13 protein-coding genes are annotated in these 13,332 nt (G+C 62.8%); 8 read left to right on the top strand and 5 right to left on the bottom strand.

Annotated features, from left to right (window positions below):
• Positions 1 to 399: 399 nt before the first annotated feature.
• The 3 genes from FJ986_RS04950 to FJ986_RS04940 all read left to right on the top strand — a co-directional run bounded on the left by FJ986_RS04950 (position 400) and on the right by FJ986_RS04940 (position 3,156).
• Positions 400 to 1,599 (top strand): ABC transporter substrate-binding protein, encoded by a 1,200-nt coding sequence (locus FJ986_RS04950; protein ID WP_140665715.1) that lies wholly within the window; start codon positions 400 to 402, stop codon positions 1,597 to 1,599.
• Positions 1,559 to 2,305, top strand: a complete 747-nt coding sequence (locus FJ986_RS04945) for a thermonuclease family protein (protein ID WP_246681768.1) — start codon at positions 1,559 to 1,561, stop codon at positions 2,303 to 2,305. The genes FJ986_RS04950 and FJ986_RS04945 overlap by 41 nt, the downstream gene beginning before the upstream one ends.
• A gap of 104 nt (positions 2,306 to 2,409) precedes the next feature.
• A complete protein-coding gene (locus FJ986_RS04940; RefSeq protein WP_140673557.1) occupies positions 2,410 to 3,156 on the top strand; it encodes a GGDEF domain-containing protein in 747 nt (248 codons plus the stop codon).
• A 124-nt stretch (positions 3,157 to 3,280) separates the two neighbouring features.
• Here the strand turns inward: FJ986_RS04940 and FJ986_RS04935 are convergent, their stop codons facing one another.
• The 5 genes from FJ986_RS04935 to FJ986_RS04915 all read right to left on the bottom strand — a co-directional run bounded on the left by FJ986_RS04935 (position 3,281) and on the right by FJ986_RS04915 (position 8,216).
• Positions 3,281 to 4,093 carry a formylmethanofuran dehydrogenase subunit C gene (locus tag FJ986_RS04935; RefSeq protein WP_140673555.1) on the bottom strand — a complete coding sequence of 271 codons (813 nt, stop codon included), beginning with the start codon at positions 4,091 to 4,093 and terminating at the stop codon, positions 3,281 to 3,283.
• Complete coding sequence (fhcD, locus tag FJ986_RS04930) at positions 4,090 to 4,998, bottom strand: formylmethanofuran--tetrahydromethanopterin N-formyltransferase (protein ID WP_140515165.1); 909 nt, start codon at positions 4,996 to 4,998, stop codon at positions 4,090 to 4,092. Before fhcD ends, FJ986_RS04935 begins: the two co-directional genes overlap by 4 nt.
• Positions 4,986 to 6,617 carry a formylmethanofuran dehydrogenase subunit A gene (locus tag FJ986_RS04925; protein ID WP_140673553.1) on the bottom strand — a complete coding sequence of 544 codons (1,632 nt, stop codon included), beginning with the start codon at positions 6,615 to 6,617 and terminating at the stop codon, positions 4,986 to 4,988. The genes fhcD and FJ986_RS04925 overlap by 13 nt, the downstream gene beginning before the upstream one ends.
• The gene (locus FJ986_RS04920) at positions 6,611 to 7,717 is read right to left on the bottom strand and encodes a tungsten formylmethanofuran dehydrogenase (protein WP_140673551.1); all 1,107 of its coding nucleotides are present in this window, start codon (positions 7,715 to 7,717) and stop codon (positions 6,611 to 6,613) included. The genes FJ986_RS04925 and FJ986_RS04920 overlap by 7 nt, the downstream gene beginning before the upstream one ends.
• A 118-nt stretch (positions 7,718 to 7,835) precedes the next feature.
• Positions 7,836 to 8,216: a 4a-hydroxytetrahydrobiopterin dehydratase gene (locus FJ986_RS04915; RefSeq protein WP_140673549.1), complete on the bottom strand. Its 381-nt coding sequence runs from the start codon at positions 8,214 to 8,216 to the stop codon at positions 7,836 to 7,838.
• A gap of 157 nt (positions 8,217 to 8,373) precedes the next feature.
• Here FJ986_RS04915 and FJ986_RS04910 point away from each other — a divergent pair, with 157 nt between their 5' ends.
• From FJ986_RS04910 to FJ986_RS04890, 5 genes are read left to right on the top strand one after another with little or no spacing between them, the layout of a single operon-like run.
• On the top strand, positions 8,374 to 9,345 hold the full coding sequence (locus FJ986_RS04910; protein ID WP_140673547.1) for a beta-ribofuranosylaminobenzene 5'-phosphate synthase family protein: 972 nt from the start codon (positions 8,374 to 8,376) through the stop codon (positions 9,343 to 9,345).
• A 30-nt stretch (positions 9,346 to 9,375) separates the two neighbouring features.
• Positions 9,376 to 10,269 (top strand): NAD(P)-dependent methylenetetrahydromethanopterin dehydrogenase, encoded by an 894-nt coding sequence (locus FJ986_RS04905; RefSeq protein WP_140673545.1) that lies wholly within the window; start codon positions 9,376 to 9,378, stop codon positions 10,267 to 10,269.
• Between the two features lie 46 nt (positions 10,270 to 10,315).
• A complete protein-coding gene (locus FJ986_RS04900; protein WP_246681767.1) occupies positions 10,316 to 11,377 on the top strand; it encodes an ATP-grasp domain-containing protein in 1,062 nt (353 codons plus the stop codon).
• Positions 11,374 to 12,330, top strand: coding sequence for a methenyltetrahydromethanopterin cyclohydrolase (gene mch / locus FJ986_RS04895; RefSeq protein WP_140498170.1), 957 nt, complete (start codon positions 11,374 to 11,376; stop codon positions 12,328 to 12,330). Before FJ986_RS04900 ends, mch begins: the two co-directional genes overlap by 4 nt.
• A 51-nt stretch (positions 12,331 to 12,381) precedes the next feature.
• On the top strand, positions 12,382 to 13,329 hold the full coding sequence (locus FJ986_RS04890; RefSeq protein ID WP_140515160.1) for a RimK family alpha-L-glutamate ligase: 948 nt from the start codon (positions 12,382 to 12,384) through the stop codon (positions 13,327 to 13,329).
• Positions 13,330 to 13,332 lie beyond the last annotated feature (3 nt).

Here is a 13,332-nt window from a genome sequence, read left to right as displayed (position 1 = left end):
TGAAGGCGATCGCCGCAACGATCGCCCTGGCCGGCATTGGCCAAGTCGTCACGCTGGCTTGCGCCGACCGGCTGGAGCAGCCTCCCATGGCACAACCTCCGTCGTCCGGCTCGGCGCAGCCGATCCCATTGTGACGCAACCGCAGTGTGGTATGCGACAGACATTCAAGGCGTTCGCGAGCTATCAGCCGACCGTGCCGTTGCCGATGGCGACGTTCGGCGTTTCCGCGTTTTCGTCGGACCGCGATACCTTCTCAGGGCAAGCGCGACGGGTCGGGGCGCTGAGGGCCCGGCTCTTCGGCGGCTGAAGAAAAACAGGACGGCACGACCAGTTCGCCGTAACATGCGTCGGAGACCAGACCGGGAATAATAAGCCGGCGGTGAACAGGGTGGGACAATCATGGAAGCTGGCCGACGGGTCCGTGGGCTGAAGATTTGGGCAACCGCCTTCGCGCTCGCCGCGGTATTGTCGGGCTGCCAGTCGAAGGGGGGCGTTACCGAAGCGCTCGATCCGGCGGCGATTGCCGCGCCTGCCGGGCAGGACGGCGCCCCGGCCGCCGGCCCGGCCCAGGCAACCCAGTCGATGGGTGCCGGTTCGACGAAAATTACCATGCTATTGCCATTATCCGCCTCGGGAACGGCGGGGGAAAATGGCCGCAAGATGCTCGATGGCGCCAAGCTCGCGATGACCGATATCGGCAATGGATTGCTTACGCTGACGGTGGAGGACACCAGGGGCGACAACGCACAGGCCGGCAAATTGGCGCTGCAAGCCCTGACGACCGGCACGAAAGTCGTCATCGGGCCGACCGAACTGCCGGCAGCCCAGCATATCGCCACATTGTCGGGATCGAAGCGGCCGCCCGTGCTGGCGCTTGCCGACAATTTCGCGGGCGGCGCCGGTGTTTATGCCGTGCGCCTCAGCGAAGCGGACAGTGCGGCGGCGGGCGCTGCGGGCATCGCCGCAAAAGGCGGAAAAAAATTCGTATTGTTTGTCGCGGGTGGCTCGAATGCCAGCACGGTCGAGAAGCGGGTCGCCAACAGTCTCAGCATCTATGGCGCGACGCTCGCCGTCACCGTTCCATATTCGGCCGGCGACAGCGCCGCCAAGGCGGTCGACGAAATGGCCTCGCTCGTGGACACTCCCGACGCTGTCATCATTGCCAGCGGCGATGCCAGCCCGTCGCCGATACTTGCCGCTCTCAAATCAAAGGGCATTGCGGGCAAGGCGACCTCCGTCGTCGGAACCAGCCGTTGGCTGGAGCATCCCATGGAACCATCGTTCGAGGGAGCCTATATCGCAACGCTCGATCCGGGCGAAACCGGGCCGATCGCCGATCGCTTCAGGACGACATACAATTATCCCGCCGACGTCAACGTAGCCTACGCTTATGATATGGTTGCGCTGACTGCAGGAATTGCCAGCGCGGTCGGACCTGACGGTTTCAGCAAACAGGTGCTCGAAAATCCGAGTGGATTTCGCGGATCGACCGGCCTGTTCCGCTTTCGCGCCGATGGATCCAGCCAAAGATCGATGCCATTCTATCGGATAGAAAAGGGTGCGCTCAAACTGGTTGCCAAATCGACCTCGGGGTTCTGACCGTCCGGTAACGAACGCTGTGCTGGCCCGCCTGGTCATTACGGTCGGAGGCCTCGAGCTGCTGTTCGGGATTGCCCTGATCATGCATGCCGGAGCCTTGCTTGCGACCGACAGGCCTGCCCTTGGGACTCGTGTCGAGAATGCCGGGCAACCAGCCCGGTCGCAGACGACTGTTCTCGACGGAAGATGGCGAGAAGCGCGCAGGGTTGCCGAGGGCATTGTCGCGCTGCCGTCGATTGACCTGCCCGAGATCGAGCGGATCGAAGCCCGGCCGCCGCTCGGCGACCTCGGCCTCGCCGTGCCCCCTAAAACGCCCATGCCAGATGACTGGCGCGAAACCCTGCTCTTCCGGCCAATGGCAACGTCATCGGCGACTTTCGAATCCATGGGACGCAAAGTGGCCGTCAGTGGTGTGGCCAGCATAGAACCGGAAGCCACCTGCTCGTTTCACGATGTCGCTTGGTCCTGCGGCCAGCGCGCACGCGCCGCCTTCAACTCCTGGCTGCCTGGGCGCGCGCTGAAGTGCTTCATGCCGCCGGAGATCGAGCGTTTTGCCATTGCCGCGCCGTGTAGCCTTGGCAAGCAGGATGTCGGCGCCTGGCTTGTGTCCAACGGCTGGGCGATCGCGCTGCCCACCGGCATCTATGGCAAGGCGCAAGCAGTCGCCGAGGACGCGGAGGTGGGAGTTTTCGGCCCGCCGCGATAGGCGAAATCGATTCACGATTCGCACATCGATCAAATTGTATGGTTTGCCGCAACTGAAATTGCGCATGCCGGCGCTATGCTCGCCGATCTGACAGGAGATTGGTAATGGCACAAGCCGAAACGACCGCCACCGAGCCGGTATGGAAGGGTGTCGCGTGGCTCGCCGTCCTGGGGACCGTTGGCAGCCTTGCCCTCTCCGTGGGCCTCAATTATCTGCTGTTGTTCAGCGATGTCTTGACGCCGTTCGGGCGCAGCATGGTCACTGCGGTGCTGCTGCCTCTGATCATCGGTCTGCCGCTTTTCGTATTGATCGGCTTGAAGCAGGCCCAGATCCGCGGCTACCGGCGGGAGCTCAACAGGGCCGAGACCTATGACAGGGTGACAGGCTGCCTGAACGGCCCGGTTTTCACCTCGATGGTCGAGCGGCGCGCGGCCAGGCCGTCAGCGCCAGGGCCGCGCGCCGGCGCCTTCCTAGTGATTCATGCCGAACACCTTCGCTCCATAAATCTTCGCTACGGTCCAGATTGGGGCGATGAGGCCTTGCGGCTCGTCGCCTCGGCCATTCAGTCTGCGGTCCGCAAGGAGGATATGGTAGGTCGCATAGGAACATCGATGTTCGGGGTCTTTCTTTCAGGTACGACCGAAGCGGAGGCCGCGGAAATTGGCGAGCGCATTCGGGCAAGCGTCGCACAGGTCTATTTCGCGCCCAAGGGGACCGAGGACGTTCTGGCGATCAGCCTTGGAAGCACCGTGTTTGAAACCGAGCTTGCATTCGAGGACATGTTTCGCTCAGCGGAAGCGCAATTATCCGCCCGCGCACCTGCCGAAACGCGCCCTGCAGGTCTCCAATAGCCCGGTGTAACGTGACCGAAGCCAATACCTGGCGGCAAATCGACGTTTGGACACATTCCTAAAGCTCAGCGAGCAGGGCCGCTCGACAGGCACAAGCATTTGATCGATCTCGTTGCCGGAAACCTCATCGGCGCGGAAAGAGAACCTCGCCCATTCCAAGCACCGCGTTGTCACCGCCATATTTATGTGGTGCGCTCCCCAGCAGCGGCCGTTTCAAAATGCCTTCTGCGATCAGATGACGATCGATGATGGTGGCAAAAACGCTCTCGGGCGCGCCACACTCGACGAAGCTCGGCGACAGATGTCCTGGCGCGCGATCAAGAAGGATCGAACCGCGACGCATCAGGTAGCCGGGCATTTCACCGATGCCACCGGCTACCACCAGCGTGCCTGCGATCATGCGGCTGCCGGCATAGTCGCCCGAGCCTTTCAGCACCGAGATCAGACCGCGCCGCATCCGGTCCGCGGCGAAGGCGCCCGCCCTGCCCCTGACGATCAGCACGCCGCCATTCATGCCGGCCAGTTCGCCGACGAGCGGCGCACCAAGGTGATCGCCGGCATTACCTGTTATCTCCAGCCTGCCGCCGCGCATGCCAGAGCCGGCGTGCGGCCCTGCATTGCCTTCGATCGTCAGCTTGCCGCTGCGCATGGCGCGCCCGGCCTGCGCGCCAGTATTGCCGATCACGCGAACCGATCCACCTCCCATGCCTTGCGCCACCCGGTCGAGGCGCGCGCTTCCTCCTTCGAACACGATGCTCAGCGGATCGCTGCCGGCGAGGCGAAAAATGTCGCCCACCTTCGATCCGTGCTTCGACATGCCGATCCGGATTTTTTCGATATCCCGTCTTTCGCTCCCAGCAAGCCGCTCCGGCGTCAGCGGCGACAGGTCGAGGCGCTCAGGCGGTTCGGCAACAAGAGTGAAGGTCAGCGCCTTCATGGCAACATATCCTTCAGCGAATAGATGAACTTACCGAGCTTGCCGCCGTAATTGCCGGCGCCGATGCGAACCGCGCCTTTCTTCGGTCCGATCTGGATGACGGCCTTGATGCCGGCCTTCATCGCCGCGGCAACGGCATCATTGGTCTCACCATCAATGACGATTTCCAGGACGGCGTTGATGTCGGGGCCGAGCTCACTCGCAACCACACCGCGCAGTGTCGGCGCGTAGGCTTCGTTGGCCGAGGCGATCATGCCCTTGTATTTGCCACCTATCTTGGAACCCGAACGGGCGATGCCGCCCGGGAACGGCACGATGGCACCGGGCACCATTCCGATCGCGGCGACCGCGGCCTCGGCCGCGACCAATGCGTTGGCGCTGCTTTCGGCCATGACAAAGAAATTGCCGCCGCCGACGGCTTCCTTCGTCAGTCCGGTTGTTGCCTCGCAGAGGAATTCACCATCCATGACGGGAATGCGCCAGAAATGCCTGTCGCCGATCTTCTTGGAGATTTGCCAGCCGTCGCCGAAATAACGCAGTGCCGAACCGAGCTTGAGCTTAGCGCTGCCCTCCAGCCCGGCAAAGCAGGCGGAGCCCGGCGAAGTCAAAACACACTGCCCGACGCGATTGAGCAGTTGCTTCTGCAATTCATCGGTTCCCATCGCGAAGATCATCACGCGGCAGCCGGGCCGGCCATCCGGGGTGGCTGACGGCGGCAGGTCGGCATCGATTGCCGCTTCGCAGCCGCAACCGATTACCGAGGTGGCGAAGCCGGTCATCGTGATCGCCGCCTGCCGTGCCCATTTCCGGTTCGGCGCGGTGATGATGATGGCGGTTGCCCGCATCCCAAAGGCTTCGGCAAAAGTATCGTCGATCGTTACGCCATTTACGCTCACGTTCGGCATGGCACCTCGCCGAATGGCTGTTCACGCGCAATCGCGGAATCCGGGAAATTGAACCAATCCAAGGACAGGCCGTAGCGCTGCTGGTGATAGTCCTCCAGACGCCGCACCATCGCCTTGTCCACAGGTGGATTAAGCCTGAGGGCCTTGCCCCAGCGGTAATGGATGATCTCCCCGTCCTGCACGACGAGATCGCCATCCTTGAAAACATATGCCGCCTGTCCGAGCATTTTCGCGATACTTTCGTTCCTGCGATAGACAGCAATATCGGCTATCGCGCCGGCGCCGAGATGGCCTCGATCCGTCAACCCAAGCAGCCTGGCCGGCGCTGCGCGCGTCATGATGGCTATTTCCTCGAACGTGTATTCGCGATCGATTGCGGACAGGGTAGAGTGCGCTAAGGCGGATCGTGAAAGTCCAGCGGCCATTTCGGTGCGTGCTTCCCGCCTCATCAGCAGCTCGAACAGAGCCGGATAAGCGGTAAAGGGTGCACCGTTGGGGTGATCGGTGGTGAAGAACACACGCCAGGGATCGTCGATCAGGAGAAAAAGCTCGAGCCCGATCGCCCACTGCATCGTGCCATAAAAGTCCTTGCCATAGCTGTAGGGCACGATGCCGCCGCCATTGCCATCCCCGTCATGAATGACGGTCTTTTTCGGATGCGCGCTGCCCCGCGCCGAGAACTGCCGCATGACGTCGGAGGAGACCGTGACCGTCTGACCGAACATCACCTGACCGATATCGATGGTGACTTCCGGCGTCGTGTTGACCAGTTCGGCAAGCCGCGCGGCAGCGGAGGAAAATCTTCGCTTTCCTTCCGTGCCATAGCCATAGAACTGGAGGTGGGCAAGGTGCAGCGGCTGCCCATCCGCCGCCGCAATCGTCGCGGCCGCCGTGTCCGCAGATCCGGGAATGCCCAGATTGTTGCAATGGACATGCAAAGGATGCGGCAGGCCAAGATTGTCGACGGCGGCCTGCAGCGTCTTGACGATGTTGCGCGAGCTGACGCCGTAGGAAGGCACCACATCGTCCAGCGCGAACGTGCGTGCGTTTTCCTTGAAGGCGGCCGCTGCACCGGCGTTGATCACCTTGACCCCGAGCGCTCGCGTCGAGGCGACCGTCCAGGCGACATAGTCCTCGATCATTTGAGGTGTGGCGGCGTCACGGATCATTGACAGCAGGAAGTCGTCGTTGCCGAGAATGGCGAGCGTCGCCTTGTCGATGATCGGGATGTCGGCCAGCTCGAGATGGGTGTGGAGTGCAGATCCCGGCGACATCGCCGGTTCGACGACCGTCGTGAAGCCCATCTTGGCGTAGAGACAGCCGGTCTGGAAGGTCGACCAGCCGGCATTGGAGAGCGGCGTGGTCGCCGGTCGGGCCTGATGGGCGGCATGCTGTTCGGGCAAGAGAAGCCGCGCGGTATTCACGTTACCGCCGCCAATGTGGGAGTGGATGTCGATGGCGCCCGCCATCACGATGCAGCCGGCGGCTTCGATGGTCCGGTCGGCCACCCCGTCAGCCGGCGCCGCGACGATCTTGCCGTCCTTGATCCACAGGTCGCCCTTGCCGAGGCGGCTGTTGACGGGGTCGACGATGTCGCCGTTGGCGATTTTCGTCAGCATGGCAATGCCTCGGCGAAAACCCGACTGGCGACTAGGCGAATGATCGTCGCGGCGGAGGGCAATTTCGAAGCAGCGCGGGTATCAGTCGACTTCAGCGAGCCGGTACGGCTGGAATAGACAACCGCATCGTGATCGACCCCAGCTTCGCCAATGGCGATGGTGACCGCGGCGCCTGCGACCGGCTCTTCCGTTTTAGCCAGCGCAATCAGTGCCATGCGTCCCCTTTTTCTCGGGAGTTGGGCAACCGTGGCGGAGATCCGCAGGTGCAGGTCGGCTTCGCCGGCGGCGATCATGCGCGCCACATCGTAACGCCAGGGATCGAATTCCGGGAAGCCCCGCGCAAAGCCCGTGCGCAATGGAAAACCTGTCATCCAGGTCGAGGCGAGCACGCTTCCCCACCCGTTTTCGCTCGCCGGCAGATGAAGGCCAGATGCACGTGATTTGCGATTGAGATCGGCGATCAGCCCCTGCAGCATCTCCAACGCCAACCCATCGGTGGCGTGGCCTGAAAACAGGAACACGGGAAAGTGCGCAGCCGCCAGAGCCTTGGCGAAATCGTTGAAGTTCGACACCGGTCGCGATGTTTGCCGCCCCTTGTACTGCGCCCTCAGCGCCGCCAGCGTGGCGCCGAGGCTAGCCTGGCCACAGGAAAGGAGCGTTGCCTTGCGCCCGTTTTTCAGCGGCGGCGCGGACACCCCGTTCGATCCCACCAGGAAGAACTCGCGCTCAATCCCGGTCGAGAGATCGGGCCTGGTCGAGAGATCGGGAACCGTGCCAGCGAGTTCGGCAACAAGATCATGATGGATTTGTGCGAGTTCGCCCACGATCACCACGATATCGGCACGCCGGCGCGTCTCCCCAGGGGCGACGGTCATCGCGCCCCTGTCGGTAAAAAGCAGGGTCTCTCGGGCAAGTGCCGCGCCGTCGGTGTGATCGTATGCCGCGCCAAGCCGCTCGGCCAGCGCGATCGCCGCCCTCGTGCCGTGTATGTCCGTATCAAAGCTGAAAACCGGGCACCGGCTTGACGATAACAGCGACGCGGCATGCGCAGCCGCGCGCTCGACCAGCGCTTCCCGGTTGCCTATCCAAGCAACCGCCATTCGCTACACTACTTTCTGGTGCCGGCTCGATCCTAGACGAAACTGGATTGGCCGTGAACCCCGCTTGCCAGCAGATTAACGAATGTTTTCATACGCTATCAACAAACTCCGACCGCGCTTAATCATATTTGATGTAAGCGAAGCGTTGATCGGTCGCCGGAGTTCCCTCCAGCGCTCCGCCTTCCTTGGCCGGCTGCCACTGGACAACGTCCTCGATCTTTCTCGCCAACTCGAAGTCCTTGTTGGTGATACCCTTCGCCGCGTGGTTCATCAGGCGTACCTCGACCCAGGCATAGGAAGCGGTGATATCGGGATGGTGCCACGCCGCCTCGGCGAGATGGCCAACCGTGTTGATGACCATCAGCGTCGACTTCCAGCTGTGGGTCTTGTATTTGCGCCGTATCCAGCCGTTTTCGTGGCGCCATTTCGGCAACTCCTTCTCAAGCCGGTCGGCAATCTCGGCGTCCGAATAGACCTTCTCCTTGACCGTTTCGCTCATCTCGACCTCCCCGAATTGCTCGGTCCGTCAACACGACAGGCCAAAGCAGAAACATGAATGCACTCTCTTTGGCTTGCTCCCTCGACGAAAACAGTTATCATCGTGGCGGGCACCTAAACTTCCATGATGCATCCATGATGCACCCATCGGGGGGCAGATGTCGAATTTTGTTACCGTACGAGTGCCCGCTCGCCTTCACCTTGGCTTCCTCGATCTCAATGGCGATGCCGGACGTCGCTTTGGCAGCGTTGGGCTTCCGTTGAGTGAACCCGAAACCGTTGTCACCCTGTCGCGGTCCGGCGAGACCATAGTCGAAGGTTCCGAGGGCGTTCGCGCCGGTGAGCACTTGTCGACGCTCTGCAGGCATCTCGGCATTCGCGGCCAGCACCATTTGGTGATCGAACAGTCGATCCCGAGTCACGCCGGCCTTGGGTCCGGCACGCAGATCGCCCTTGCCGTCGCCTCTGCACTGCGAACGCTCCACAACCTGCCTCTCGATGTCGCCGGCGACGCGACCCTGCTCGAAAGAGGCGGCCGATCTGGAATCGGCATCGCAAGTTTCGAAGACGGCGGCGTGATTGTCGACGCGGGCAAGGACGAGCGTGGCGGACCGCCTCCGGTCGTGGCGCGACTGCCGTTTCCCGAAGAATGGCGCGTCATCCTCATCCTCGACCATGCCGGGCATGGACTGCATGGCGAAGCCGAGGTCGCGGCGTTCCGTTCACTGCCACCCTTCCCGACGGCGGGCAGCGGCGAGATCTGCCGGAGGGTGCTGATGGGTATCATGCCGGCCTTGGTCGAGCGCGATCTTGCGGCATTCGGCGCTGCCGTCACCGCGATACAGATGCTGATCGGCAGCCATTTCGCTCCGGCGCAAGGCGGCGTGTTCACTTCAAAGCGGGTCGAGATGGTCGCTCACCGTCTCAATAAAGCGGGCGCCGTCGGGATCGGCCAGAGTTCCTGGGGACCCACAGGCTTTGCCTTCGCGCCGTCGCATGACGCCGCGCTCAAATTCGTCGGCGCGGTTCAGAAGATAACCGTTGAAGACGGCCTTCAGATCAAGATCGTCAAAGGCAGGAACTCCGGCGCGAAGATCAGTTCGGCCGGACTCGGTCTCGTCGGCAGCTGACGCTTCAGATTCCAAGCAGAAAGGCGAGAAATGGCCCGCAAACATATCCTGCATATGCTGACGCCGTTGAAGCACATGAGCCCGTTCGACGTGAACATGGCGCTCGACGCTGGCTTCGACAGCGTGGTCCCCTATGTCGATGTCGACCTTGGTGAGGTGACAGGCCTGGTTCAGGACGCGATCTTTTCGCGCCCGCCGGATGCGGGTGTCGATACCGGCATCTTTATCGCCGGGAAGGATGCTTCGTTGGCGCTCGACATGTTCGATGCCGCGAAGAAGGCGATGGTGCCGCCTTTCCAGGTTTCGGTATTTGCCGACCCGGCCGGCTCGTTCACCACGGCCGCGGCGATGGTGGCCAAGGTCGAGAAGGCGTTGGAGAAGAAATTCGAGCGCGGGCTGAAGGACACGAGGGTGGCTGTTTTCGGCGCCACCGGCGTGGTTGGCTTCTGCACCGCCGTCATCGCGGCAAGGGAGGGCGCCCGCGTCACGCTTGTCGGCCATGACGGCATCGAAAGGGTGAAACAGATCGCTGCCGAGATCAAAAGCCGATTCAAGATAGGTGTCGATGCGGCTGACGGATCGAGCGATGCCCGGAAAACCGATCTGGTCGAAGCAAGTGAGGTCATACTGGCTTGTGCGAAAGCCGGCGTCCAGGTGGTTTCAAAGGCCCAGTTGAGAGGCAGCGGCTTGCTTATCGCCGCTGACGTCAACGCGGTCCCGCCCGCAGGCATCGAAGGATTGGCCGTCAATGCCAATGGCGACCCGCTAGAAGCGGCAAAGGCCGTCGGAATTGGCCCGCTTGCCATCGGCAACGTCAAATATAAGGTCGAGTCTGGCCTTTTCAAAAGAATGATCGAATCCGAAAAAACGATCGCGCTCGATTTCCAGGAAGCGTTTTCCCTTGCACGCGAGATTGCCAAATAGCGCCAGATCTCTGCTGATCGCGGCGATTTCAGGCCGGGCATTGGCCATGGCTGCGCGGCGTGCGGGCTACCGTCCGTTGGTCGCTGATTTCTTCTGCGATACCGATACGGTTGCGCTGGCAGAACGAACGACCAAGCTGCCGGGCAACCTACAGGACGGCATCGACGGCGAGCGCATCATCGAGACGCTTCGGGACCTGGTCGGCGAAGACCAGCCGGTCGCCGTCGTCCTGGGCTCGGGTTTTGAGCGGATGACGGAGACTGTCGACGCCGTCGCTCGCCATTTTCCGCTTGCCGGCAATCGCGGCGCGGCGATCAGCAGGATCAAGGACCCGCAATTGCTGGCCGCGGATTGTGCCGAACTCGGCATCCCACATCCGGAATTCCGGTGGGATCGACCGCCTGAGCCAGACAGTTGGGTGGCCAAGACCGTGGGCGGCGCCGGGGGTGGGCATATCAGACAGGCGGCCGGAGAAAGCCAGACCACCGGCCGCTATTTCCAGCGTTTCGTCGCCGGACGCAGCGTCTCGGCCCTCTTCGTCGGCGACGGCCAGGCCGCGCGCATCGTCGGCTTCAGCCAACAATGGACTTCCCCCGTCTCCACGGCGCCCTACCGCTATGGCGGGGCCGTGCGGCTGAGACGCTTCAACCGCAGGCAGGCGGCGGTCATCGGCGGCTGGCTTTCAGCCCTGACGCGCCGTGCCGGCCTGGTTGGATTGTGCAGCGCCGATCTCATTCGCGGATCGGATGGCTACAAGCTCATCGAGATCAATCCGCGGCCAGGCGCCACGCTGGACATTTTTGACGAGGCCGATGCGCCGCTGATCGAAGCACATCTGCGAGCTGCAACCGGCGGAACTTGCCGTTTGCCACGCTTCGTCGATTCGATGGCTTCAATGGTGACCTACGCCGCGACACCAATCGCGCGGTTTCCGTCGATTGCGTGGCCCGAATGGACCGCTGACCATCAGTCGCCCGGCACCCCTCTGATTGCCGGCGACCCCGTCTGCACCGTCTTCGCGCGCGGTCCGAACGCCGATTTGACCAGGCGGCTCATCAAGGGGCAAGCCCGCCGGTTGCAACTCCAATGGGAAGGAGACCGGACATGAAAGACGGTTCGGCATTCCTGAACGACAATGCACAGCGCATCGCTGACGGCATGATCAGCGACGCCGAACGGCTGCGGATCGCCGCTTCCAAGGGAACCTTGGGCGAGCTCCTTATCGATGTCGGCGCCAAGGCGCCCGGCAGCATCGAGGCCGGGCTGCGCATGGCGGAGGCGGCGATGGGCGGTCTCGGCAGCGTTTCGGTGTTCATGGACCGCACGGAGCGGAAATGGCCGTTCACCGTCGAGGTGCGCTCGTCGCAGCCCGTACTGGCCTGCCTAGGCAGTCAATATGCGGGCTGGAACCTGTCTGCCCAGGACTATTTCGCCATGGGATCGGGACCGGCGCGGGCACTCGCCCGCGTCGAACCCCTGTTCGACGCGCTTTCCTATCGAGACACCGCATCGTCCGCCGTGCTTATCCTGGAGACTGCCAAACCGCCTCCCCCAGCAATCGTCGAGAAAGTGAGCAAGGCAACCGGACTGGCAACCGACAAGCTCACCTTCCTCTACGCGCCGACGCAAAGCCTTGCCGGCAGCCTGCAGATCGTTGCGCGCGCGCTCGAGGTTGCCCTGCACAAGGCCAACGATCTCAAATTTCCGCTGGAGAACGTTGTCGACGGCATCGGAGCGGCGCCAATCCCCGCCCCCCACCCGGATTTCCTAACCGCCATGGGCAGAACGAACGATGCCATCATCTATGGCGGCAGCGTCCAGCTCTTCGTAAAAGGGTCGGCAAAAGAGGCCAGCAACCTCGCGGAGAAACTTCCGAGCCGCGCCTCACGGGACTACGGTCAACCCTTTGCCGAGATCTTCAAGCGGTTCAAGGGGGATTTCTATGCCATCGATCCACTGTTGTTCAGCCCGGCCGAAGTGATCGTGACGGCGATCGAAACCGGCGACACGTTTCGCGCTGGCCGGCGTGATCCAAAGATGCTCGAACGGAGCCTCGGTTAGCATGGCGGCACAAGGAGACCCGTCCGTCATCCGCCACATCCGAGGCACCACATGATCCCTCGCATCCTGATCGTCAGCGACAATTCGGACACCGGCTCAAGTGGCCTCGCGGCAAGGCTTGGTCGACGGGGCGCTATTGTTGCAACCGTGCCGCTGGCGGCGATCGCGTTCGACACCGGCAGCCCGGGCGGACTTTCGATCCCCGGTTTCGGCGGTGCGCTGCCCGATGCCGTGCTCGTCCGTTCGATCGCCGCCGGATCGTTCGAAGCGATCACCCGGCGCCTCGGGGTACTGCACGCGCTGAGCCGGCTGTCGGTTCCCGTGTGGAATTCGGCGCAGGCGGTCGAACGCTGCGTCGACAAGTCGATGACGACTTTCCTCTTGAAAAATGCCGGTCTGCCAACGCCACCGACATTCGCCGTCGAAGGACTTGCCGCCGCCAAGGAGATCGCGGCGCAGGAGCTTCGGGAGGGACCGCTGGTGCTGAAACCATTGTTCGGGGCGCAAGGCCGCGGGATAAGGCTGATCCGTACGCTCTCCGACCTTCCCGCCGCAGACGAGGTGAACAGCGTCTACTATCTCCAGCACTATGTGTCGCGCGCCGGCCCGCCCTTCCGGGATTTCCGCGTTTTTGTCTGCGCCGGCGAAACCGTCGCGATGATGAGCCGCAGCAGCGACGACTGGATCACGAACGTCAACCGGGGTGGCGTGCCGGAGCCGGTTTCGGGACCTGGCAAGGCTGAGCTGGCATCGCTGGCTGTCGCCGCGTCAGCCGCCGTCGGCGCGGATTTCGCCGGCGTGGACATCGTGCGAGCCGACGATGGCAGCTTGTTCGTACTCGAGGTGAACAGCATGCCCGCCTGGTCAGGACTGCAATCGGTGGTCGCTGTGAACATCGCCGAAGCGATCGCCGATGCCCTGCTGAAATTCCTGGCCGACCGCACCGAAGCGACCGCCGCGCCGCGGCCCTTCCGTTTCACCGCGCCGGCGAATTCGTAACGG

Origin of the sequence: Mesorhizobium sp. B1-1-1 (assembly GCF_006442955.1) — a bacterium.
GTDB lineage: Bacteria > Pseudomonadota > Alphaproteobacteria > Rhizobiales > Rhizobiaceae > Mesorhizobium.
The sequence above is the reverse complement of the archived record's forward strand: the minus strand, read 5'-3'. Positions and strand labels throughout refer to the sequence as shown.